Origin of the sequence: Microbacterium aurum (assembly GCF_016907815.1) — a bacterium.
GTDB classification, from domain to species: domain Bacteria; phylum Actinomycetota; class Actinomycetes; order Actinomycetales; family Microbacteriaceae; genus Microbacterium; species Microbacterium aurum.
On the sequence record NZ_JAFBCQ010000001.1, the window covers coordinates 2,973,899 to 2,996,454 of the forward strand.

The following is a 22,556-nucleotide window of genomic DNA, read 5'->3' on the forward strand; positions in this document are numbered from 1 at the left end:
TTCGCGGGCCGTGCGAAACAGCAACGACGCGCCCCCGCCCTTGCGAAAGGACACCCCCCCACATGCCTCGTCGCACCACCGTCGCCGCTGCCGCGCTGCTCGCGGCCGGCGCGCTGCTGCTCAGCGCCTGCACCGGCGGCAGCACCGCGTCGCCGACGGCCACCGCAGGACCGGCCGACCCCGACGCCTCCGTCGCGGTGCGCCTGGTCGCCGAGCCGAGCAACCTCGACATCCGCGAGACCGCCGGCGCCGCGCTCGATCAGATCCTCATCGACAACGTCTATCAGGGCCTCGTCTCGCGCACGCCCGATCAGGAGATCGTCGACACCCTGGCCTCGCGCCACGAGGTCTCGGCGGACGGCCTGACCTACACCTTCACGCTCCGCGAGGGCGTCACGTTCCACGACGGTCAGGAGCTGACCCCGCAGGACGTGGTGACGTCGCTGACCGAGGTGCGCGACAACGCGGACCACCGCGACTCCGCCCGCCTCGCGAACGTCACGACGATCGCCGCGGACGGCCAGGACATCGTGCTGACCCTCAGCGCACCGGATTCCACCCTGCTGTGGAACCTCACCGGTCGCGCCGGACTGGTGTTCAAGGAGGGCGACACGACCGACCGCAAGACCAAGGCGAACGGCACCGGCCCCTACAAGCTCACCGACTGGAAGCAGGGCGACTCGATCACGTTCGAGCGCAACGACGACTACTGGGGTGAGCCCGCCGGGGTCAAGGAGGTCGTCTTCGACTACATCCCCGACACGCAGGCGGCCCTCAACGGCGCCCTCGCCCGGGAGCTCGACGTCGTGACCGGCTTCGACGCGAACCTCAAGGACCAGATCGAGGCGAACGGCGACTTCGCCGTCGTCGTCGGCAAGTCCACCGACAAGGGCACGCTCGCGATGAACTCCACGACCGGGCCGCTCGCCGACAAGCGCGTGCGTCAGGCGATCCGTCAGGCGATCGATCACGACGCCATCATCGAGGCGCTCGGCGCCGGCCAGACGCTGTACGGTCCGATCCCGGAGCTCGACCCGGGCTACGAGGACCTCGAGTCGACGGCGCCGTTCGATCCGGATGCCGCGAAGAAGCTCCTCGCCGACGCCGGCTTCAGCGACCTGACGCTGACGCTGACGATCCCGTCGTTCTACGGCACGACGGTCTCGCAGATCCTCGTCTCGAACCTCCACGACGTGGGCATCACGCTGAAGGTCGATGCCGTCGAGTTCGGCGCCTGGCTGCAGAACGTCTACATCAACAAGGATTACGAGCTGAGCTTCGTGCTGCACACCGAGGCGCGTGACTTCGAGAACTGGGCGAACCCGGACTACTACTTCACCTACGACAACCCCGAGGTTCAGGCGCTGTACGCCAAGTCGGTCGCCGCGACCGACCCCGACACCGCCGCGGACTTCCTGAAGCAGGCCGCGAAGATCGTCGCCGAGGACCAGGCCGCCGACTGGCTGTACAACGGCGCCTCGGTCGTCGCCGTCGCCTCCGGGGTCACCGGCTTCCCGTCGGTGAACGTCAACGAGCGCCTCAACCTCTCCGAGCTGGCCAAGAGCCAGGGCTGATCGACCGGAGGTGATCCGCTACGCGCTGACGCGACTGGCCCTGCTGCTGCTGGGCCTCCTCGTCGCCAGCGCGCTGATCTTCCTCACGCTGCGGGTTCTTCCCGGCGATGTGGCACAGCTCATCGCCGGGATGAACTCCACCCCCGAGCAGATCGCGTCGCTGCGCGAGCGCATGGGCTTGAACGAGCCGCTGATCACGCAGTACCTCACCTGGATCGGCGGGATCCCCCGCGGCGATCTCGGCACGTCGCTGCTGACCGGGGCGCCGGTCGTCGACGAACTGCTCCAGAAGGGGCAGGTCACGATCCCCCTCGGGCTCATGTCGATGACCGTCGCACTGCTGATCGCGCTCCCCTTCGGCGTCTTCTCGGCGATGCGGCGCGGTCACCGCGACGGGACCCTGATGAGCGTGGGGGCACAGGCCGTCGCCGCCGTCCCCGTCGTCTGGGCCGGCATGATGCTCGTGCTGGTCTTCGCGGTGTGGCTCGGGTGGCTGCCCGCCCAGGGATTTCCGCGCAGCGGGTGGTCCGAGCCCTCGCTCGCCTTCCGGTCGCTGCTGCTGCCGGCGGTGACGATCGGGGTCGTCGAGGGCGCCATGCTCATGCGCTTCGTGCGGTCGGCGACGCTGCAGGCGACCGGTCAGGACTTCGTCCGCACCGCCGCCGCGAAGGGCCTGACGCGCAACCAGGCGCTGGTGCGCCACGGGCTGCCCACCGTCGGCCTGTCGATCATCACGGTGCTCGGCCTGCAGGTCGCCGGCATCATCGTGGGCGCCGTCGTCATCGAGCAGCTGTTCAGCCTGCCCGGCATCGGGCGGATGCTGGTGGCCGATGTCGGCAACCGCGACCTGCCGAAGGTGCAGGGCGAGCTGCTCGTGCTTACCGGATTCGTCCTCGTCGTCGGCTTCGTCGTCGACCTCGTCCACCGGGTCATCGACCCCCGGCAGCGGGAGGCGGAATGACACCTCGACACCAGAGCCCGGGGACCGCCCGGTTCGCGTGGCTGCACCGGCTGTGGCACCTCGGCACGGGGCGCTTCGGCCTCATCGTCGTCGCCGTGATCGGCCTCACGGCGCTCGTCGCCCGCTTCTGGCTGCCGTTCGACCCGCAGCGTGTCGACGTGTCGGGACGCTGGGCGCCTCCCGGCTGGCCGCACCTGCTCGGGACCGACGGGTCGGGGCGCGACATCCTGAGCCTGCTCATGGCGGGCGCGCGCACGACGGTGTGGGTCGCGCTCGGTGCGGGCGTCGTGGCGACCCTCATCGGCGTCCTGCTGGCCGCCCTCGGCGCCCTCACCGCCCGCTGGCTGCGCGAGACCGTCGCCGTACTCGTCGACATCCTGATCGCCTTTCCCGTGCTGCTGATCGCGATGATGATCTCATCGGTGTGGGGCGGCTCGCTCTGGGTCGTGATCGTGTCGGTGGGCATGGGCTTCGGAGTGAACATCGCCCGCGTCACGCGGCCGGAACTGCGGCGCGTGCTGCACAGCGACTTCGTGCTGGCCGGGCGCGCGAGCGGCCTCACCCCGTTCCAGAACCTGTGGCGCCATCTACTGCCGAACGTGGCGCCGGTGTTCATCGTGCAGCTGTCGTGGGGCATGGCGGTCGCGGTCCTCGCCGAGGCCGGCCTCAGCTACCTCGGCTTCGGGGCGCCGCTGACCGAGCCGAGCTGGGGGCTGCTGTTGAAGGACCTGCAGACGTACATCTCCGTGCACCCCCTCACGGTGGTGTGGCCGGGGCTCGCGATCACCCTCACGGTGCTGGGGCTGAATCTGCTCGGGGACGGGCTGCGCGAGGCCACCGACCCGACGCTGTCCCGGCGCCGCGCCCGGCCCGAGGCGCAGACGCACACCCCGGCGGTGATCGCATGAGCCTCGCCGTCCGCGATCTCGTCATCACGATCGACGGCCGCCGTGTCGTCGACGGCGTCTCGTTCGACGTCCCGGACGGCGCGCGGGTCGGCCTCATCGGCGAGTCCGCCTCGGGCAAGTCGCTCACCGCGCTCGCCGTGCTCGGGCTGCTGCCGGAGGGCGCGACGGCGACCGGCAGCATCCGCTGGAACGATCGCGAGCTGATCGGGCTGGCCGACCGCGAGCTCGCGCGCCTGCGCGGCGACGAGATCGGCATCGTCTTCCAGGAGCCCCGCACCGCCCTCAACCCCATCCGCACGGTGGGGCGCCAGATCGCCGAGTCGGTCCGCATCCACGAGGGGATCGGGCGGGCGGATGCCGCCGCGCGCGCGATCGCCGAGGCCGAGCGCGTGCGACTGCCCGACCCCGCGCAGATCGTGCGCCGCTATCCGCACCAGCTGTCCGGCGGACAGCGTCAGCGCGTCGCGATCGCGATGGCCCTCGCCTGCCGACCGCGGCTGCTGATCGCCGACGAGCCCACGACGGCGCTCGACGTCACGATCCAGGCGGATATCCTCGAGCTGCTGCACGGTCTGGTCGCGCAGGACGGCATGTCGCTCGTGTTCATCACGCACGACCTCGCCGTGCTGTCGCAGATCGCGACCGACGCGGTCGTCCTCGATGACGGCCGGGTCGTGGAGAGCGGACCGCTGTCACGGCTGCTCACGGCCCCGGAGTCGGCCGTCACCCAGGGTCTGCTGCGCGATGCCACCGCCACGCTGTGGCGACCGGGAGGTGCGGCATGACCGAGCACGACGCGCCGGGCACGGGCCGGCGGCAGGATCCCCGGGAACTGGTGCGGGTGCGGGGCCTCACCCGGCGCTTCCGCCAGCGCGGCGGGCGCCTGTTCACGCCGAAGCGCTGGACGACGGCGCTCGACGACGCCGACCTCGACGTCCGCGCCGGCTCCGCGGTCGGGATCATCGGCGAGTCCGGCTCGGGCAAGTCCACGCTCGTGCGCCTCATGCTGGGCCTCGACGTGCCGACGGGCGGCACCGTCGAGGTCGCCGGGCGCGCCGTCGACGCGCGGGCCGGTGCGCGGTCGCTGCACTGGCTGCGACGCGAGACCGGCATCGTCTTCCAGGACCCGTACGCCTCGCTCGATCCCCGCATGAGCGTCGGCCGCATCGTCGGGGAGCCGCTGTGGGCGCTCGGGATCGAGGGCGACCGCCGTGCCCGCGTGCACGAGGTGCTGACCGACGTGGGCCTCGAACCCAAGATGGCCGACCGCTACCCGCACGAGTTCTCCGGCGGTCAGCGTCAGCGCGTCGCGCTGGCGCGCGCGATCGTCCACCGGCCCCGGCTGCTCGTCGGCGACGAGCCGCTGTCGGCGCTCGATGTCACCGTCCGCGCGCAGATCCTGGAGCTCATCCGGGAGCTCCGCGCCGCCCAGCAGCTGACCCTCGTCATGGTCTCGCACGACATCGGCGTGGTGCAGAACCTGTGCGACGAGGTCCTCGTGATGAAGGACGGCCGGATCGTGGAGGAGGGCCCGACCGAGAAGGTGCTGCTCGCGCCGCAGGTGGCCTACACGCGGCGCCTGCTCGCCTCGATCCCCGTCATCGACCCGCCCCGGGGCTGACCGGTGTCGGGGGCGCGGCGTAGGGTGACCCGCATGCACGCGATCATCCCGCCCTACCTGCTGGCACGGCTGGCCACCGCCGAGGCCCCGCACCTGGCCGTCGCAGCCGAGGCCGCCCGCGCGACGCTCGCGACGCCCCGCGTCTACCACCCGACGCGCGCGAACCTCGACGTCACGGTCGAGGGCGACGCGCTGGTGTTGGAGGGCTCTCCGGCACCGGATCGCGTGATCTCCGACGCGCAGCACCGTGAGACGCTGCCGGGCGTGCGGGTGCGCGGCGAGGACGACCCGGCATCCGACGACGTGGCGGTCAACCAGGCCTTCGACGGCCTCGGCGACACGTTCGACCTGCTGTGGGACGCCTTCGGCCGCGCCGCCATCGACGGCGCCGGCGGCACGCTGGAGGCGACCGTGCACTACGGCCAGAAGTACGACAACGCGTTCTGGGACGGCGAGCGCATGGTGTTCGGCGACGGCGACGGCGAGGTCTTCACCGGCTTCACCGGCTCGGTGAGCGTCATCGGACACGAGCTCGGGCACGGCGTGATCGAACACGCCGGGGGCCTGGAGTATCAGGGACAGTCCGGCGCCCTGAACGAGTCCGTCGCCGACGTGTTCGGCGCGCTCACGGAGCAGCATCTCGTGCGGCAGAGCGCCGTGGAGGCGTCCTGGCTGATCGGGGCGGGGATCTTCACGGATGCCGTGCAGGGCACGGCTCTGCGGTCGATGAAGGCGCCCGGCACCGCCTACGACGACGACGTGCTCGGCCGCGACCCGCAGCCGGCGCACATGCGCGACTACGTCGAGACGACCGAGGACAACGGCGGCGTGCACATCAACTCCGGCATCCCGAACAAGGCGTTCCACCTCGTCGCGACGGCCCTCGGCGGGTACGCATGGGAGCGCGCCGGCCGCATCTGGTACCTGGCGCTCACCGGCGGACGACTTTCGCGCACCGCCGATTTCGCGGCCTTCGCCGCGGAGACGGTGGCCGTCGCCGCGCGGGAGTACGGTGAGGACTCGGAGGAGGCCGACGCCGTCCGCACCGCGTGGTCCGCGGTCGGGGTCGTGAACGGTGACGAACGATCCTGAACCCGCAGGGGGCGAGCCCGACGCCGTCGTGGCCGTGACCGTCAGTCGGTCCGGCGGCATCGCCGGGATGACGCGGCGCTGGGCGGTGCAGTCCCAGAGCGCCGAGGATGCCGCGCAGTGGCGCGCTCTGGTGGAGGCCTGCCCGTGGGACGAGTGCGACAGCGCGCGGCCGACGGGCGCGGACCGGTTCGCGTGGTCGGTGCGGGCCACGCTGCCGGACGCCTCGCGGCACGCGGACCTCACCGAGGATCAGGCCTCCGGGCCGTGGCGCACGCTCATCGATGCGGTGCGGGAGGCGGCGGCGGGGTGACTCCGCCGCTCACCGACCGGCGCCGAACAGCTTCCGCCGGCGCTTTTTGGGCTGCAGCTGCTTCTGCAGGTAGATCGTGCCGAGCCAGCGGCCGAACTTGAAGCCGACGCGCCCCATCCGCCCCACCTCGACGAAGCCGAGCTTCTCGTGGAGCGCGATCGACGCCTCCGCGCCCTTGTCGCTGATGACGGCGACCATCTGGTGGATGCCCGCCTCCTCGGATGCCGCGATCAGCGCCTCCAGCAGCGCCCGGCCGAGCCCCTTGCCGGTCGCGGCCTGCCCGAGATAGATCGAGTTCTCGACGCTGTACCGGTACGCCGACTTCGACGACATCGGCTGGACGAGCGCGTATCCGAGCACCTGCCCCGACGGGGATTGCGCGACGAGGAACGGCATGCCGAGCTTGTGCAGGTGCGCCGCCTTGTCGCGCCACTGCTTGAGCGACCACTTCTTCTCATCGAAGGTGACGACGGAGTTCGTCACGTAGTGGTTGTAGATCTCGCGGATGTCCGGGATGTCGGCATCCTGCACCGGGCGGATCTCGAACGAGAACGGACGCTCGGTCTCGACGCGGCGCAGATGCGCCGGCAGGCGCCGGCGCGTCTTGTCGTACTCCTCTTCCAGCATGCGCGACAGCCTACGCGGGCAGGCGCCAGTCGACCGGCGCGGCCTGCTGCTGTGCGAGCAGCGCGTTCACGCGCGAGAACGGGCGCGACCCGAAGAACCCGCGGCTCGCCGACAGCGGCGACGGATGCGCCGACTCGACGATCGGGGTGGCGCCCAGCAGGGGCCGCAGGTTCGCGGCATCCCTCCCCCACAGCACCGCCACAAGCGGTGCGTCGCGGGCGACGAGCGTGCGGATGGCGTGCTCGGTGACCTTCTCCCAACCCCACCCGCGGTGGGATGCCGGAGCGCCCGGCGCCACGGTCAGCACACGGTTGAGCAGCATGACGCCCTGATCGCTCCACGCCGACAGGTCGCCGTGCGGCGCCCGCGGGACGCCGAGGTCGGCCTCCAGCTCGGTGTAGATGTTCGACAGGCTCCGCGGCAGCGGGCGCACGTGGGCATCGACGGCGAACGACAGCCCGATCGGATGGCCGGGTGTCGGGTAGGGATCCTGTCCGACGATCAGCACCTTCACCTCGGACAGCGGCCGGGCGAAGGCACGCAGCACCTTGTCGCCCGCGGGGAGGTAGTGCGTTCCGGCGGCGACCTCGGCGCGTAGGCGTTCGCCGAGCGCCGCGATATCGGGCGCGACCGGGGCGAGCGCCTGCGCCCAGCTGGGGTCGACGAGGCCGGCCGCGGCGAGCTCGCCGAGGGTCATCGCCATCAGGCGCTCGCCTCGGCGCCGGCGTCCTCCTCGGCGACCGTGCCGGCGGCGGACCACGGGAAGTCGATCCAGCGGTCGGTCTCGCGCCACGAGTAGTCGGGCGAGGCGACCGAACCCGGCTTGGTGTAGATGCAGACCGAGCGCACGTCGGCCTGCGCGTCCTGCAGCATCCGCACCGCCAGCGCGAGGGTGCGGCCGCTGTCGGCGACGTCGTCCACGAGCAGCACGCGCTTGCCCGGGAGGTAGCCGAGGTCGAGGTCGGGCGGCAGCAGCGCCGGGGCGTCGAGCACGGTGCCGATGCCGGTGTAGAACTCGACGTTCAGCGCTCCGCAGCTCTTCACGCCCAGCCCGTAGGCGATCGCCCCGGCGGGCAGCAGGCCGCCCCGGGCGATCGCGACGACGATGTCGGGGACGAAGCCGTCGGCGAGGATCCTGCGCGACAGCTCGCGCGTCGCCTCGCCGAATCCGTCCCAGGTCAGCACTTCGCGGTCGCTCGTCACGCCTTCAGCCTACGAGCACACGGTGAGCCGGCGCGAACCGCCGCCGGCGGCGTCGCGCACGGCCGCGCGCCGCATCACGGCGTGCGCGGCGACCGGCGGGCACGCCCCTAGACTGAGCGCCGTGACATCGAAGTCGGCTCTGGGAGCGCTCGCCACCGCAACCGCGTCTGTGCGCTCCTCGGCGGTCGGCGTCACCGCCGCGCTCATCGGATGGTTCGTGCTGGTCGAGCTCGTCAGCGGCATCCTGCAGGGCTACTACGTGCCCCTGTTCAGCGACATCGTGACGACGCTCGGCATCCACGACTCCGACGTCAACTGGTTCGAGGCATCGCAGCTGCTGTTGTCGGCGCTCGTCGTGCCGATCCTCGCGAAGCTCGGCGACATGTACGGGCACAAGAAGATCCTGCTGATCGCGGCGATCCTCACGGCCGGGGCGACCTGGTGGCTGGCCTTTGCGACATCCTTCTGGTCGTTCCTCATCGCGTGGGCGCTGCAGGGGTTCTACGTCGTCTGGCTGCCGCTGGAGATCGCGCTCATCTTCGAGCGCGGCCGGCGTCAGCAGCGTGGCGTGTCGACCACGCGGCGCGCGGCGGGCCTGCTCGTCGTGGGCCTGCAGGCCGGTGCCATCATCGGCGCGCTGGCCGCCGGGCGCATCTTCGCGGCCACGCAGGACCTCACCACGACCCTCATCGTGCCCGCGGTGGCGGTGACCCTCGTCGCCGTCGTGATCTGGTTCGGCGTGCCCGAGTCGAAGCCGGAGCCGGGCCGCTCCCTCGACCTGTGGGGATTCGTGCTGCTCGCCTGGGGCCTGCTGCTGGTCACCGGCGGCCTCGCCTGGATGCGCATGATCGGCGAGCTGGGCCTCGGCGCGGACGCCTGGACCTGGGTGATCGCGCTGATCGTCCTGGGTCTCGCCGTCTTCGCCCTGTTCGTGCGGTACGAGCTGCGCCAGCAGGACCCGGCCATCGACATCCGCGTGCTGCGTCGCCCCGAGATGTGGCCCGTGCAGGTCACGGCGTTCCTGATCGGCATCAGCCTGCTCGGCGCGCAGGGTCCGCTGTCCACGTATGCCGGCACCGACCGCTCGCTCGGGTACGGCCTGGGGCTGGATGCCACGGAGCGCTCCAACATCATCGGCGTGTACCTCGTGTCGCTCATCGTCGGCGCGATCCTGTTCGCGGTGACCTCGCGCCGGGCGAGCCCGCGCATCGTGCTGATCGTCGCGACGCTGCTCGTCGGCGTCGGCTACACGCTGTTCCTGCCGTTCCACCTCGAGCTCTGGCAGGTGCTGCTGAACCTGTGCATCGCGGGCCTCGGCTGCGGCGCGCTCGTCGGAGCGCTGCCGGCCGCGGCCGCCGCGGCGGCACCGCTCGGGCAGACGGGCGTGGCGTCCGCGCTCACCAACACGACCAAGACGATCGGCGGCACGTTCTCGTCGGCGGTGTTCGGCGTCGTGCTCGCGGCGGGCGTGGGCGCCGTCGCGAGCCAGACCGCGGCATCCCTCGGCGGATACATGACCGTGTGGGCGATCTGCGCCGGCGGCGGGTTCCTCGCCGCCGTCCTGCTGCTGTTCGTCCCGAAGGTCGCGTTCGCCGACGCTCCCCCCGCCTGAGCGCGAGACCCCGCTCTCAGCCGCGCGGACGCAGCGGGCCGCGGGCCAGCAGGTGCTGCGCGGACTGGGCGACGGGGCGCATCGTCACGAGGTCGAGGTTGACATGTCCCGGCGCGTTCAGCGCGTACGCGATGACATCAGCGACGTCGGATGCCGTGAGGGGGTGCTCCACGCCCTCGTACACCCGCTCCGCGCTCGCCCGGTCACCGCCCAGGCGATTGAGCGTGAACTCCTCGGTGTAGACCATGCCCGGGGCGATCTCGGTGACGCGGATGGGTTCGCCGTTCAGCTCGAGCCGCAGCGCATGCACGAGCATCGCCTCGCCCGCCTTCGCGGCGTTGTAGCCCGCCCCGCCGGGGTAAGCGGTCTGCGCGGCCGTCGACGTCACATACAGGGTGTCGGCATGTCCGCCCGGCCCGATCGCGGACCGCAGCAGCGGCAGCAGGGCCGCCGTCACGAGCTGTGCGGACAGCACGTTCGCCTCGAACATCCAGCGCCAGTCGGCGGGGTCGCCGTCCTCGACGCGATCGGTGCCCCGCGCGCCGCCGGCGACGTGCACGAGCGCGTGGACATCGCCGGTCTGTGCGAGGTGCGCCACGAGCGCGGCGACGTCGGCCTCGTTCGACAGGTCCGCGGCGAACGAGCGGGAGCCGACCTCGGCGTCCAGCGCCTCGAGCCGCTCCGCCCGGCGCGCGACACCCACGACGTCCCAGCCCGATGCGCGCAGAGCACGCACCGTCGCCTCGCCGATCCCCGAACTGGCCCCCGTCACCACTGCACGTCTGGTCATGCCTCTACGGTACCCGGACCGGTGTTACGTCACATTTCCCCGTGCTTGTTGACATCGGGGGCGCTCCGTACTGTCGGTGTGGTCGCCGGCATCCGCCCGCCACCACCCGAACCACGCAGGAGCCGAACATGTCCGCACCCGAGAACTGGCGCTTCGAGACCAAGCAGATCCACGCCGGCGCCGCGCCGGACCCGGTCACCAAGGCTCGCGCCACGCCGATCTACCAGACCACCTCCTACGTCTTCGACAACGCCGACCACGCCGCGAACCTGTTCGCGCTGGCGGAGTTCGGCAACATCTACACGCGCATCCAGAACCCGACGCAGGACGTCCTGGAGCAGCGCCTGGCGGCGCTCGAGGGCGGCACCGGCGCGCTCGCGCTCGCCAGCGGCCAGGCCGCCGCGACCTTCGCCGTCCTCAACATCGCGCAGGCCGGCGACCACATCGTCTCGTCGAGCTCGATCTACGGCGGCACGTACAACCTGTTCAAGTACTCGCTCGCCAAGCTCGGCATCGAGGTCACGTTCGTCGAGAACCAGGACGACGCCGAGGAGTGGCGCCGCGCGGTCCGCCCGAACACCAAGCTGCTGTTCGCCGAGACGATCGGCAACCCGAAGATCAACATCCTCGACATCCGCCTCGTCGCCGACGTGGCGCACGAGGCGGGCGTGCCGCTCATCGTCGACAACACGATCGCGACCCCGTACCTCATCCGCCCGTTCGAGCACGGTGCCGACATCGTCGTGCATTCCGTCACGAAGTTCCTCGGCGGCCACGGCACCACGATCGGCGGCGCGATCATCGACGGCGGCTCGTTCGCCTGGTCGCAGAACGTCGAGAAGTTCCCGGGGCTCACCGAGCCCGACGAGTCGTACCACGGCGCGAGCTACACCACGGCCGTCGGCGACGGCCTCGCGTACATCATCAAGGCGCGCGTGCAGCTGCTGCGCGACCTCGGCTCGGCGATCTCGCCGCAGAGCGCGTGGAACCTGCTGCAGGGCGTCGAGACGCTCTCGCTGCGCATCGAGCGTCACGTCCAGAACGCGCAGGAGATCGCGGAGTGGCTCGACAACCACGACGACATCGCGTCGGTGAACTACTCCGGGCTGCCCAGCTCGCCGTGGTACGCCGCCGCCAACCGCTACGCCCCGAAGGGCGTCGGCGCCGTGCTCTCCTTCGAGCTGAAGGGCGGCGTGGAGGCCGGCCGTGAGTTCGTCAACTCGCTGAGCCTGTTCAGCCACCTCGCCAACATCGGCGACGTGCGCTCGCTCGTGATCCACCCGGCATCCACCACCCACTCCCAGCTCACCCCGGAGCAGCAGCTCACCGCCGGTGTCACGCCGGGTCTGGTGCGCCTGTCGGTGGGCCTCGAGAACATCGACGACCTGAAGGCCGACCTGGAGCAGGCGTTCGCCGCCGCGCGCCGGGTCTCGGAGGCCGCCCGCGCCTGAGCCGCGCCGCCGGCGCCGGTTCCGGTGCCGCGCCGCCCGTGACAGCGCCGTGCCGGCTCCGGTGCCGCGTCGCCCGTGACAGCGCCGCGCCGGTTCCGTTCCGAAAGCAGGCTGAATCGCACCTTCTCGGTCCCCCGCGGACCGCGGAGGTCGATTCAGCCTGCTTTTGCGACATCCGGCCGCCGTCACCGGCGCCCGTAACACGACGACGGCATCCGCGCCGACCCGGGAGAATGGATGGATGGACTGGCAGACCTCCGAAGACACGGTGCCCTCCGCGCCGATCACGGAGGCCGACGCGCGCCTGCTGCGCGCGCGTCCGCCGGCGACCGGCGCATGGCGCGACGGCGATCCGGCCGGCGAGCGTCGTTTCGCGGCCTTCGGCGCGTTCGCCACCGAGGGCGGGGAGGAGCTCCCCGGCATCCGTCTCGCCTACGAGTCCTGGGGCGAGCTGAACGCCGCCCGCGACAACGCGGTCCTCATCCTGCACGCCCTCACCGGCGACAGCCATGTGCGCGGGCCCGCGGGACCGGGCCACCCGACGGCGGGCTGGTGGGATGACATCGTCGGGCCGGGCGCCCCCGTCGACACCGATCGCTGGTTCGTCGTGGCGCCGAACATGCTGGGCGGATGCCAGGGCTCGACCGGCCCGTCCTCCATCGCGCCGGACGGCTACGAGTGGGCCTCCCGCTTCCCGTACCTCACGATCCGCGACCAGGTCGCCGCGCAGGTGCGCCTGGCCGACGCGCTCGGCGTCGACCGGTGGGCGGCGGTCATCGGCGGCTCGATGGGCGGCATGCACGCCCTGGAGTGGGGCGTCGGGCACCCCGAGCGGGTGGAGCGCCTCGCGGTGCTGTCGGCACCGCCGGTGACGACGGCCGACCAGATCGCCCTCAACGGCGTGCAGCTGGAGGCGATCCAGATCGACCCCCGGTTCGCCGGCGGCGAGTACTACGACGCCCCCGACGGCGAGGGCCCCCACCGGGGGCTGGCACTCGCCCGGCGGATGGCGCTGCTGAACTACCGCAGCCCCACCGAGCTCAACCAGCGCTTCCAGCGGTCATGGCAGTCCGACAAGAGCCCGCTCGGGCACGGCGGCCGGTTCGCGGTGGAGAGCTACCTCGACTTCCACGGCAACAAGTTCACGCGCCGCTTCGACGCGAACAGCTACATCGCGCTCGTCGACGCCATGGACTCCCACGATGTCGGCCGCGACCGCGGCGGCATCGAGGACGCGCTCGCGCGCGTCACGGCGACGACGCTCGTGCTCGGCATCGACAGCGACCGGCTGTTCCCCGTCGACGGCCAGCACCGCATCGCCCGCGGCATCCGCTCGACGATCGACGACGGCGCCGTCGTCCTCTCCAGCGACTTCGGCCACGACGGGTTCCTCATCGAGACCGCCGCCGTCGGCGCGCACCTGCGCCGCCTGCTGCAGGCCTGACCCGCCCGCGCGTCAGGCCGGGACGGCGGCGGGCCGACGTTCCTGCAGCGCGTAGCTGACCAGCGCCAGCGCGAACCCGGCGACGGCGAGGACGAGCCCCACCCACATCGGCGCGACGAAGCCGAACCCGTGCGCGATGACCAGTCCTCCGAGGAAGGCTCCGAGCGCGTTGCCGATGTTCAGCGCGGAGTGGTTCAGCGCCGCGGCGATGGACTGGTTGTCGCCGGCGACGCTCATGAGCCGCGACTGTATCGTCGGCGACAGTGCGGAGGTGATGGCGCCGAGGGCGAAGACGAACACGCCGAGGGTGACGATCCAGGCGGCCGTCAGCGCCAGCAGCGCCTGCACGACGATGAACAGCACGAACCCGCCGAGGAGGGTGCGCTTCAGGTCGATGTCGGCGAGATGGCCGCCGACGAGGTTGCCGATCGTCATCCCGAGGCCCATGAGCACCAGCACGATCGGCACCGCCCACTCCGGCGCTCCGGCCACGTCGGTCACGACCGGCGCGATGTAGCTGTAGGCGGCGAAGAACCCGCCGAATCCGATCGCGCCGATGCCGATCGCGAACCAGACCTGAGGCATGCCGAACGCCCGCAGCTCGGCGCGCAGCGTGCGGTCGGGGTCGCCGGCGTGGGCGGGCACGAACAGCCCGATGAGGACCGTTGCGAGGGCGAAGATGCCGGCGACGATGGCGAACGCGATGCGCCAGCCCAGCTGCTGGCCGAGGAACGTGCCGAGCGGCACGCCCACGACGTTCGCGAGCGTGAGGCCGGTGAGCACGAACGCCGCCCCCTTGGCCCGCGAGCCGGGGCCGAGTACGTCGGCGGCCACGAGCGCGCCGATGCCGAAGTAGGCGCCGTGCGGCAGCCCCGCCAGCAGACGCGAGGCGGCGATCAACTCGAAGCTCGGCATGAGGAAGGTCAGCGCGTTGAACAGCGTCAGTGCGGCGGCGAGGCCCAGCATGACCCGGTGGCGGGGGTACTTCGCGACGGATGCCGCGATGGTCGGCGCTCCGACGACGACGCCCAGCGCGTACAGCGAGATGAGCCAGCCCGCCTGCGCGATGGCGGCCTCGGGGTCGGCGGCGGTGAGGTCCGGCAGCAGGTCGGCGGAGATCTGGGGCAGCAGGCCCATGACGACGAACTCGGTCATGCCGATGCCGAAGGATCCGATGGCGAGGGAGAGGAGCGTCCACGTCGCCGCGCCCCTCGAGGGTGTCGAGGAGGTCACCGCATCATGCTAGCGGCCAGGCGGCGGGTCAGTCGTCGTGCGGGCGAGACTCGATCGCGCGCTCGAGGCGTTCGATCTTGCCGTCGATCTCACCGGTGTGCCCGGGGCGGATGTCGGCCTTGAGCACGAGCGAGACGCGGGAACCGTACGGCAGGACGGCATCCGTCGCCGCCTTCACGACCGCGAAGACCTCGTCCCACTCCCCCTCGATTTCGGTGAACATCGACGTGGTGCGGTGCGGCAGTCCCGAGGAGCGGACGACGGACACCGCCGCCGCGACGGCGTCGTGGACGGACCCGTCGGCGCGACCGGTCCCGGACGGGGCGACGGAGAAGGCGATGAGCATGGAACTCCTCGATTCGGTGGCGGGCGGTTCTCAGGCGAAGGATGCCGCGCGCAGCGCGGCCGCGTCGCGCACCGGCGACCGGACGATGGCCGCGAGGCGCACCACCATCCAGACCAGCAGCGCGATGAGCGCGAGGTTGCGGACGGTGAGCACCGTCACCGGCACGAGGGCCGGGGTGAGGATGCCACCGTACAGCAGCGGGTACACCAACTGGGTGAGCAGCGCGGTGCCGAGGGCGACGGTCGCCGGCAGCGCCCACCGGCGCCGGTCGAGCACGAGGCCGACGACGAGCGAGGGCACGAGCCAGCAGAGGTACTGCGGAGAGCCCACCTTGTTGAAGACGATGAATCCCAGGACGAGGGCGAGGGACAGGGGCGGGAACAGCGTGGCGTAGCGGGCGCCGCGCACGACGGCGACGACGCCGAGCGCGGCGATGCCCGCCATCGCGACGAGCAGCAGCGGGGTCATGAGCGCGATGACCGTGTCGACCTCGGTCCCCGTCACCTGGAAGGTCAGCATGTCGCGGTCGTAGTACACCCAGAAGGTGCGCGGGTCGAAGAAGGTGCCCCACAGGTACGGCGTGCTGACCGGGGCCTCCACCTGCAGGCCCCGGCTGGTCTGGTCGCCGATGAACCCGAACGCGTTCGCCGCGCCGCCCGCGAGGACGACGCCGCTGAGCGTGAGCGCGGAGACGATCACGGCGCCGCCGACGAGCGCGCCCCGACGGCGCAGCGCGATGACGGCGGCGGCGAGCAGCGCGGCCGGCCACACCTTCATCCACGTGGCGACCGCCAGCAGGATCGACGCGAGCCAGGGCCGGCCCACGAGCCACAGGCAGCCGAGCACGGCGAGCGCGGTCGTGAAGCCGTCGAGGCGGTAGAGGCCGACCGGCCCGAGCAGCGCGATGAACGACAGCCAGAACCACGCCGCGGTGACCCGGCCGACGGCGTGCGCGCGGCCGACGAGCACGGCGAAGGCGAGGGCGTCGACCGCGGTGACCACGAGTGCCCACGCGAGGTAGTAGCCCGCGAGCGGGGCGAGGCCCTGCGCCGCGATCATCGGCAGCAGGGCGAGCTGCGGGTACACCCAGGGCTCGGTGATCCCGACGATCGCGCTGCCGTCGAGGGCCATCCGCGACCAGGGGTCGTACACGTTGTGCACGTCGCCCATGGGCTGGTTCGGCATGAGGAACCCGAGCCACGCGACGCCCAGGTGGACGACCGCGAACGCGTTCCACAGCACCGCGCGCCTCGACATCCCTCCATCCTAGGGACGGCGTCCCCGGACCCGGTTCCCGGGGCCGGCGCCGGCTCAGCCTCCCGCGAGCATGCCTCCGACGACGGATGCCGCGGCCTCCGCGACCTCGAGCGCGACGACCGGTCCGCCCCGGTGTGCCTCCGACGCTGCCGCGGCGGCCCGGCCGTGCAGCCACGCCGCCGTCGCGGCGCAGGCCTGCGGCGTCGCCCCCGCGCCGCCGTCGCCGCCGCCATCACCGCCGCCATCGCCGTCGCTGCCACTCGGTGCGGCGGTCGCGCCCGCCAGCAGCGCCCCCAGGATGCCGGCGAGCACGTCGCCGGTCCCGGCCGTGGCGAGCCACGGCACGTCCGTCGTGACGGTGCGGATGCCGCCGTCCGGCGCTGCCACGATCGTCGTCGCGCCCTTCAGCAGCACGACGGCACCGGTGGCCGCCGCCGTCTCGGCCGCCGCCGCGACCCGGTCGGGTTGCTCGCCGAGGCCGAGACTCTTCCGCAGCGCGGCATGCTCCCGGTCGTGCGGAGTGAGCACCCGCGGCGGGCGCGCGTCGGCGGCGGCCGTCTCGGCATCCGCGGCACGATCGACGCGCGACAGCGCCCCGATGAGGTCCAGGGCTCCGGCGTCGACGACCACGGGGACATCCGCCTGCAGGACGCCCCGGAGCGCGGCCGTCTCGTCGGGGGTGCGGTCCGCGGCATCCGTCCCCGATCCGATCACCCACGCCTGCACGCGACCGTCGGCGGTGACGGTCTCGGGGCGGCGGTGCAGCACAAGCGCGCGGGGGCGTTCCGGTCCGAGGTAGCGGACCATCCCGACACCGGTGCGCCACGCCGCCTCCACGCCGAGGACGGCGGCGCCGGGATAGGCGTCCGACCCCGTCCGCAGCCCCACGACGCCGCGGGAATACTTGTCATCGTGGGCCGTTGGCCTCCTGAGGACCGCCGCCGCGTCGGCCGCGGACCATTCCCGTGACGCGTTCATGCGCGACACTGTACCCGGCCGGCCCCGGCGCCGGCCCGCCCCGTCCCCACTCGGAAGGTCGCCGATGAGCCTGCTGTTCTCCCCCTATGACCTCGCCGGACGCACCGTGCGCAATCGCCTGTGGGTCGCGCCGATGTGCCAGTACTCGGCGAGCGAGGGCGTGCCGAACGACTGGCACCACGTGCACCTGGCGCAGTTCGCGTCCGGTGGCGCGGGCGTCGTCATCGCCGAGGCCACCGCGGTCGTGCCCGAAGGGCGCATCTCCCCCGAGGACACCGGACTGTGGAACGACGCGCAGCAGGAGGCGTGGGCGCCGATCGCCGCCGCGATCCGCGCGCGCGGCGCGCTGCCGGGCATCCAGCTCGCTCACGCGGGGCGCAAGGCCTCGACCTGGTCGCCGTTCTCCGGTCACCGCGGTTCCGTGCCGACGGATGCCGGGGGCTGGACGACCGTCGCGCCCTCCGCCGTCGCCTTCGAGGGCTTCGCCGAGCCCGTCGCGCTCGACACCGCCGGCATCGATCGGATCGTCGAGGCGTTCGGCGCTGCGGCGGTGCGCGCCGTCGCCGCCGGGTTCGACGTGCTCGAAGTGCACGCCGCGCACGGCTACCTGCTGCACCTGCACCAGTTCCTCTCCCCGCTGTCGAACCTCCGCGACGACGAGTACGGCGGAAGCCTTCACAACCGCGCCCGGCTGCTGCTGCGCATCGTCGAGACGGTGCGCGCCGCGGCGCCGCAGGCGGCGCTCGTGGTGCGGTTCTCGGCATCCGACTGGGCCGACGGCGGCTGGGACGCCGCGCAGACGGCGGCCGTCGCGCAGTGGGCGGCCGAGCGCGGCGCGGTGCTGTTCGACATCTCCAGCGGCGGACTCGTCGCCCACCAGCGCATCACGACGGGCCCGGGCTATCAGGTGCCGCTGGCCGCCGAGGTGCGCAGGTCCAGCGGCCTGCCGGTGAGCGCCGTCGGCGAGATCACGTCGGGCGCCCAGGCCGAGGCGGTGCTGCAGTCGGGCGACGCCGACGTGATCCTCGCCGGGCGGGAGTGGCTGCGCGACCCGCACTTCGCGCTGCGCGCCGCCACCGAGCTCGGCGAGACCGACGCATCGCTGTGGCCTCCGCAGTACGTCCGCGCCCGGCCCCACTAGCGCGAGCCGCTCAACGGGTGGTTTCTTGCCGTGTGACTCAGTACCCGCCGCGGCGGGTCGCATCGTGCACCTCGCCGACGAGCTCCTCGATGATGTCCTCGAGGAACAGCACCCCGGTGGTCTCCCCTGAGGCGTTCCGCACCTGCGCGAGGTGCCGGCTCGACCGGCGCATGAGGGCGAGCGCGTCCTCGAGATCGGTCGTCTCGGCCACCGGCACCATGTGATGGATCCGCTTGGGCTTGATCGGAGCGGCGACGTCGTTCTCGGCATCCGCGCCCTCGGTGGCGCGGAGCACGTCCTTGAGGTGCACGTAGCCGATGGGCACGCCCTCGGCATCCACGATCACGTACCGTGAGAACCCGTGCTTGGCGACGGCCCGCTCGATCTCGTCGGGCGTCGTGATCTCCGGCAGGGTGACGAGCTCCGACAGCGGCACGGCGACATCCCGGGCCTTCTTGTCGGTGAACTCCACGGCCGCGGCGACGGCGCCCGACGCGTCGTCGAGCACACCCTCGATGCGGGACTGGTTCACGATCGTGGCGACCTCGTCGAGCGTGAAGGTGGATGCCGCCTCGTCCTTGGGTTCCACGCGGAACAGGCGCACGATGTGGTTCGCGATCCAGTTCAGCGCCACGATGATCGGATAGAAGAGCTTCGACACCCACACGAGCGGCGTCGCCAGCATCAGCACGGCGCGATCGGGCAGCGAGAACGCCAGGTTCTTCGGCACCATCTCACCGAACACCACGTGCAGGTACGACACGACGACGAGCGCGATCGCGAACGCGACCCCGCCGATGACGGCTTCGCTCCAGCCGGTGAGGCCCAGCGGCCCCTCCAGCAGGTGGTGGATCGCCGGTTCCGACACGTTCAGGATCAGCAGCGAGCAGATCGTGATGCCGAGCTGGCAGGTCGCCAGCATGAGCGTCGCGTGCTCCATCGCGTACAGCGCGGTCTTCGCCGCGCGTGACCCCTTCTCGGCGAGCGGTTCGATCTGTGAGCGACGGGCCGAGATGACCGCGAACTCGGATGCCACGAAGAATCCGTTGAACGCGAGCAGCACGACCAGCCATGCCAGGCCTGCCCAGTCGCTCATCGCCGCTCACCTCCCTCGATCTCGGCCCCTTCCGGCAGCGGACGCGGGGTGAACTTCACGCGGTCGACGCGGCGACCGTCCATACGCTGCACCTCGAGGGTGCCGTCCTCGAGTTCGATGCTGTCGCCGACGGTGGGGATCCGCTCGAGCGTCGACATCACGAACCCGCCGACGGTGTCGTAGACCTCACCTTCGGGCACGCGGATGCCTGTGCGGTCGAGCACCTCGTCGGGGCGCAGCTCACCGGGGAAGATGACGGCATCCGCGACGCGGACGACACCCGCGCGGCTCCGGTCGTGCTCATCGAGCACCTCACCGACGATCTCCTCGACGAGGTCCTCGAGCGTCACGACGCCGGCCGTCCCGCCGTACTCGTCGACGACGATCGCCATCTGGTAGCCGCGGGCGCGCAACTCCGCCATGACGGCATCCAGGTGCACCGCCTCGGGAACGCGCAGCGGCTCCTCGGCGATGGCGGCGGCGGGCACTTCGGCGCGGCGGTCGCGGGGAACACTGACGGCCTGCTTGAGGTGCACGATGCCCGTGATGTCGTCCATCGATTCGGCGTACACGGGGAACCTGCTGTGGCCGGTGCGGCGCGCGAGCTGGATGACATCCTCGACGCTGTCACTGGCGGCGACCGCGTGGATCGACGGGCGCGGGGTCATGACATCCGCCGTCGTCAGCCGCGCGAAGGTCAGGGTGCGGTTCAGCAGTGACGCGGTGTCCTGCTCGAGCACACCCGCGCTCGCGGAGCGCCGCACGAGACTCGACAGCTCGTCGGCCGTTCGAGCGCCCGACAGCTCCTCCTTGGGTTCGATCCCCATGCTGCGCAGGATGGCGTTCGCACTGCCGTTGAGCACCGCGACGACGGGGCGGAACACGGTCGTGAAGCCGACTTGGAACGGCATGACCAACTTGGCCGTCTGCCGCGGGATGGCCAGGGCGAAGTTCTTCGGCACGAGCTCGCCGAGGATCATCGAGAAGATCGTGGCGATCGCGATGGCGACGACCGTGGAGATCGTGCGGGCCACGGCATCCGGCACTCCTGCTGCGGTGAACAGCGGGCTCAGCAGGTTCGTGAGGGCGGGCTCCATCGTGTAGCCGGTGAGCAGCGTCGTCAGCGTGATGCCCAGCTGCGCGCTGGAGAGATGGGTCGACGTCATCTTCAGCGCGTCGATCGTCAGTGACAGCCGCGACTCGCCGGCGGCCCGGCGGGCTTCGAGGTCGGCGCGGTCGAGGTTCACGAGCGCGAACTCGCTCGCGACGAACAGGCCGGTCCCGATCGTGAGCAGCAGCCCCACGCCCAACATGACGTAATCCATCACACGTCACCCCCGCTCAGGCGGGAGGAGGGTCGGTGGGGCGATCGTCTACAACTAGGAGGGTCGTCCATTGTGCCGACGATTCTACGGCACCTCGCCGGGGACGGTCACCAGCTGACGGGGAGCGCCTTGCCCTCTTCGTAGCCGGCGGCGGACTGCAGGCCCACGGTCGCGCGCTCGTGGAACTCGGGCACCGAGGCGGCGCCGGCGTAGGTGAACGACGACCGCACCCCCGAGGTGATCATGTCGACGAGGTCCTCGACCGAGGGCCGCAGCGGGTCGAGGTAGATCTTCGACGACGAGATGCCCTCGGCGAAAAGCTCCTTGCGCGCCCGCTCGTACGGGTCGAGGCGCCCGAACCGGCCGTGCACGGCCTTCGTGGAGGCCATCCCCCACGACTCCTTGTACACGCGCCCCTCCTCGTCGACCTGCAGCTGGCGGGGGGCCTCGATGGTCCCGGCGAACCACGAGCCGATCATGACGGATGCCGCGCCCGCCGCGAGCGCCAGTGCGACGTCGCGCGGGTAGCGCACTCCCCCGTCGGCCCAGACGTGCGCGCCGAGTTCTGCGGCCGCCTGCGCGGTCTCCAGCACGGCCGAGAACTGCGGGCGGCCGACGGCGGTCATCATGCGGGTCGTGCACATCGCGCCGGGGCCGACGCCGACCTTCAGGATCGACGCGCCCGCCGCGACGAGGTCGCGGGCGCCCTCCGCGGTGACGATGTTGCCGGCGACGAGGGGGATCCCGAGGTTCAGGCCCGCGACGGTGTGCAGCGCCCGCAGCATCCCCTCCTGGTGACCGTGCGCGGTGTCGACGACGAGGACGTCGACGCCGGCGGCGGCGAGCGCGCGCGCCTTCGCGGCGACGTCGCCGTTGATGCCGACGGCGGCGGCCACGATGAGACGCCCGTTCGCGTCGACCGCCGGCCGGTACAGGGTGGAGCGCAGCGCCGTACGCTGGGAGAGCGTCCCGACGAGGTAGCCGTGGTGCAGCACGCACACCGTCTCGGCCTCCGCGGCGACGAGCAGATCGAACGCGTGGCGCGCGTCGGTCACGTCGTCCGCATCGATCGACGCGGTGCGGCCGCGCGCGAGGTCGCCGAGCCGCGCATCCGGCAGCGCGGTGCCGAGCCGGCTCGCCGGGACGACGCCGAGGATGTCGTCGACGTGGATGCGGTCGGCGAGCGCCGCCACGACGACGATGCCGTGGCCCTCGGTCGCCGGCAGCAACGCCGCCGCCTCGGCGACGGTCGCGTCGGCGGTCAGCACCTGCGGGGTGTCCCACGGCACCGGCTGCTCCTTGACCCACCGGATGGCGGCGTCGATGTCCTGCAGCGGCATGTCCTGCGGCAGCACGCCCAGCCCGCCCCGGCGCGCGAGCGCGGCGGCCAGGCGCGGTCCGGTGACGGAGTTCATGTTGGAGGCGACGAGGGGGATCGTCGCCGACGTGCCGTCCTGCGGCGAGAGGTCCACATCCAGGCGACTCGTGATCCCCGACCGCCGCGGCACGAGGAACACGTCGGAATAGGTGAGATCGACGGTGGGCTGGGCGCCGGAGAACTGCATGTACCCACGGTACCGACAGAAA

Annotated in this window: 22 protein-coding genes; 11 read left to right on the top strand and 11 right to left on the bottom strand. The window is 71.9% G+C overall.

Annotated elements, in window-relative coordinates; translation table 11 throughout:
- The first annotated feature begins 62 nt into the window (after window positions 1-62).
- Genes JOD60_RS14650 through JOD60_RS14680 form a run of 7 tightly spaced genes read left to right on the top strand, consistent with a single transcriptional unit; the run spans window position 63 to window position 6,466 of the window.
- Window positions 63-1,574: an ABC transporter substrate-binding protein gene (locus JOD60_RS14650; protein ID WP_076691356.1), complete on the top strand. Its 1,512-nt coding sequence runs from the start codon at window positions 63-65 to the stop codon at window positions 1,572-1,574.
- Between the two features lie 10 nt (window positions 1,575-1,584).
- Window positions 1,585-2,535, top strand: a complete 951-nt coding sequence (locus tag JOD60_RS14655; RefSeq protein ID WP_076691357.1) for an ABC transporter permease — start codon at window positions 1,585-1,587, stop codon at window positions 2,533-2,535.
- A complete protein-coding gene (locus JOD60_RS14660) occupies window positions 2,532-3,443 on the top strand; it encodes an ABC transporter permease (RefSeq protein WP_076691358.1) in 912 nt (303 codons plus the stop codon). Before JOD60_RS14655 ends, JOD60_RS14660 begins: the two co-directional genes overlap by 4 nt.
- On the top strand, window positions 3,440-4,228 hold the full coding sequence (locus tag JOD60_RS14665; RefSeq protein ID WP_076691359.1) for an ATP-binding cassette domain-containing protein: 789 nt from the start codon (window positions 3,440-3,442) through the stop codon (window positions 4,226-4,228). Before JOD60_RS14660 ends, JOD60_RS14665 begins: the two co-directional genes overlap by 4 nt.
- Window positions 4,225-5,064 (top strand): ABC transporter ATP-binding protein, encoded by an 840-nt coding sequence (locus tag JOD60_RS14670; protein ID WP_084202030.1) that lies wholly within the window; start codon window positions 4,225-4,227, stop codon window positions 5,062-5,064. The genes JOD60_RS14665 and JOD60_RS14670 overlap by 4 nt, the downstream gene beginning before the upstream one ends.
- A gap of 33 nt (window positions 5,065-5,097) precedes the next feature.
- Complete coding sequence (locus tag JOD60_RS14675) at window positions 5,098-6,156, top strand: M4 family metallopeptidase (RefSeq protein ID WP_076691360.1); 1,059 nt, start codon at window positions 5,098-5,100, stop codon at window positions 6,154-6,156.
- On the top strand, window positions 6,140-6,466 hold the full coding sequence (locus tag JOD60_RS14680) for a protealysin inhibitor emfourin (RefSeq protein ID WP_232321629.1): 327 nt from the start codon (window positions 6,140-6,142) through the stop codon (window positions 6,464-6,466). The genes JOD60_RS14675 and JOD60_RS14680 overlap by 17 nt, the downstream gene beginning before the upstream one ends.
- A 9-nt stretch (window positions 6,467-6,475) precedes the next feature.
- Here JOD60_RS14680 and JOD60_RS14685 read toward each other — a convergent pair whose 3' ends face one another.
- The 3 genes from JOD60_RS14685 to JOD60_RS14695 are packed head-to-tail and all read right to left on the bottom strand — an operon-like array spanning window position 6,476 to window position 8,296.
- Window positions 6,476-7,093 carry a GNAT family N-acetyltransferase gene (locus JOD60_RS14685; protein WP_076691362.1) on the bottom strand — a complete coding sequence of 206 codons (618 nt, stop codon included), beginning with the start codon at window positions 7,091-7,093 and terminating at the stop codon, window positions 6,476-6,478.
- Between the two features lie 10 nt (window positions 7,094-7,103).
- A complete protein-coding gene (locus JOD60_RS14690; protein WP_076691363.1) occupies window positions 7,104-7,796 on the bottom strand; it encodes a uracil-DNA glycosylase in 693 nt (230 codons plus the stop codon).
- A complete protein-coding gene (locus tag JOD60_RS14695; protein WP_076691364.1) occupies window positions 7,796-8,296 on the bottom strand; it encodes a phosphoribosyltransferase in 501 nt (166 codons plus the stop codon). The genes JOD60_RS14690 and JOD60_RS14695 overlap by 1 nt, the downstream gene beginning before the upstream one ends.
- A 121-nt stretch (window positions 8,297-8,417) precedes the next feature.
- On the opposite strand from JOD60_RS14695, the gene JOD60_RS14700 reads away from it, so the two are divergent.
- Entirely contained in the window at window positions 8,418-9,908 is a 1,491-nt protein-coding gene (locus JOD60_RS14700; RefSeq protein WP_232321630.1) for an MFS transporter, read from the top strand.
- 16 nt (window positions 9,909-9,924) lie between these two features.
- On the opposite strand, the gene JOD60_RS14705 is transcribed toward JOD60_RS14700, so the two are convergent.
- The gene (locus JOD60_RS14705) at window positions 9,925-10,698 is read right to left on the bottom strand and encodes an SDR family oxidoreductase (protein WP_198159060.1); all 774 of its coding nucleotides are present in this window, start codon (window positions 10,696-10,698) and stop codon (window positions 9,925-9,927) included.
- 128 nt (window positions 10,699-10,826) lie between these two features.
- Between JOD60_RS14705 and JOD60_RS14710 the strand changes: the two genes are divergently transcribed.
- The gene (locus JOD60_RS14710; RefSeq protein WP_076691368.1) at window positions 10,827-12,149 is read left to right on the top strand and encodes a bifunctional o-acetylhomoserine/o-acetylserine sulfhydrylase; all 1,323 of its coding nucleotides are present in this window, start codon (window positions 10,827-10,829) and stop codon (window positions 12,147-12,149) included.
- 241 nt (window positions 12,150-12,390) lie between these two features.
- A complete protein-coding gene (gene metX, locus JOD60_RS14715; protein ID WP_076691369.1) occupies window positions 12,391-13,593 on the top strand; it encodes a homoserine O-acetyltransferase MetX in 1,203 nt (400 codons plus the stop codon).
- 12 nt (window positions 13,594-13,605) lie between these two features.
- Here metX and JOD60_RS14720 read toward each other — a convergent pair whose 3' ends face one another.
- Genes JOD60_RS14720 through JOD60_RS14735 form a run of 4 tightly spaced genes read right to left on the bottom strand, consistent with a single transcriptional unit; the run spans window position 13,606 to window position 17,407 of the window.
- On the bottom strand, window positions 13,606-14,826 hold the full coding sequence (locus tag JOD60_RS14720) for an MFS transporter (protein WP_076691370.1): 1,221 nt from the start codon (window positions 14,824-14,826) through the stop codon (window positions 13,606-13,608).
- Between the two features lie 28 nt (window positions 14,827-14,854).
- Complete coding sequence (locus tag JOD60_RS14725; protein ID WP_076691371.1) at window positions 14,855-15,172, bottom strand: thiamine-binding protein; 318 nt, start codon at window positions 15,170-15,172, stop codon at window positions 14,855-14,857.
- A gap of 30 nt (window positions 15,173-15,202) precedes the next feature.
- Window positions 15,203-16,429 (bottom strand): glycosyltransferase 87 family protein, encoded by a 1,227-nt coding sequence (locus JOD60_RS14730; protein ID WP_076691372.1) that lies wholly within the window; start codon window positions 16,427-16,429, stop codon window positions 15,203-15,205.
- 54 nt (window positions 16,430-16,483) lie between these two features.
- Window positions 16,484-17,407, bottom strand: a complete 924-nt coding sequence (locus tag JOD60_RS14735; protein ID WP_076691373.1) for an ADP-dependent NAD(P)H-hydrate dehydratase — start codon at window positions 17,405-17,407, stop codon at window positions 16,484-16,486.
- Between the two features lie 64 nt (window positions 17,408-17,471).
- On the opposite strand from JOD60_RS14735, the gene JOD60_RS14740 reads away from it, so the two are divergent.
- Window positions 17,472-18,548, top strand: a complete 1,077-nt coding sequence (locus tag JOD60_RS14740; RefSeq protein ID WP_076691374.1) for an NADH:flavin oxidoreductase/NADH oxidase — start codon at window positions 17,472-17,474, stop codon at window positions 18,546-18,548.
- Window positions 18,549-18,585: 37 nt separating this feature from the next.
- Here JOD60_RS14740 and JOD60_RS14745 read toward each other — a convergent pair whose 3' ends face one another.
- From JOD60_RS14745 to guaB1, 3 genes are all read right to left on the bottom strand, one after another.
- On the bottom strand, window positions 18,586-19,644 hold the full coding sequence (locus tag JOD60_RS14745; RefSeq protein WP_076691375.1) for a hemolysin family protein: 1,059 nt from the start codon (window positions 19,642-19,644) through the stop codon (window positions 18,586-18,588).
- A complete protein-coding gene (locus JOD60_RS14750; protein ID WP_076691376.1) occupies window positions 19,641-20,969 on the bottom strand; it encodes a hemolysin family protein in 1,329 nt (442 codons plus the stop codon). Before JOD60_RS14750 ends, JOD60_RS14745 begins: the two co-directional genes overlap by 4 nt.
- A gap of 107 nt (window positions 20,970-21,076) precedes the next feature.
- Window positions 21,077-22,534 (bottom strand): GMP reductase, encoded by a 1,458-nt coding sequence (gene guaB1 / locus JOD60_RS14755; RefSeq protein WP_076691377.1) that lies wholly within the window; start codon window positions 22,532-22,534, stop codon window positions 21,077-21,079.
- Window positions 22,535-22,556: the final 22 nt, after the last annotated feature.